The sequence below is a fragment of the Streptomyces sparsus genome (assembly GCF_054776295.1).
On sequence record NZ_BAAHCA010001718.1, the window covers coordinates 1 to 538 of the forward strand.

Below are 538 nucleotides of genomic sequence, written 5' to 3' on the forward strand. Positions count from 1 at the left end.
GCCCGGGTGGCGCGGGCCGGACGCATCTACGTCGAGGGCCGGCACGACGCCGAGCTGGTCGAGAAGGTCTGGGGCGACGACCTGCGGATCGAGGGTGTCGTCGTGGAGTACCTGGCCGGCATCGACGACCTGCACGCCGTGGTGTGCGAGTTCCAGCCGTCCGCGGACGCCCGTCTGGGCGTGCTCGTCGACCACCTGGTGCCCGGTTCCAAGGAGTCCCGGATCGCCGCCGCGATCACCGACCCGCACGTGCTGGTCGTCGGCCACCCCTACATCGACGTGTGGGAGGCGGTGAAGCCCGCGTCGGTGGGCATTCCGGCGTGGCCGCAGGTCCCGCACGGAGAGGACTGGAAGACCGGCGTGTGCCGCCGGCTGGGCTGGCCGGAGAACACCGGCGCCGCCTGGCAGCGCATCCTCGGCTCGGTGCGTTCCTACCGCGACCTGCAACCCGACCTGCTGGGCCCGGTCGAGCGGCTGATCGACGACGTGCCGGTGGGCGGCCCCACCGGCTGACCCGGCCGGTGCCGGGCGGCACCGG

General features: G+C 73.8%; 1 protein-coding gene. It reads left to right on the plus strand.

The features are described from left to right. Positions 1–513: DUF3097 family protein (locus ACYVE9_RS30475; protein WP_461031078.1), on the plus strand; the 513-nt coding region annotated here is incomplete at its 5' end. Positions 514–538 lie beyond the last annotated feature (25 nt).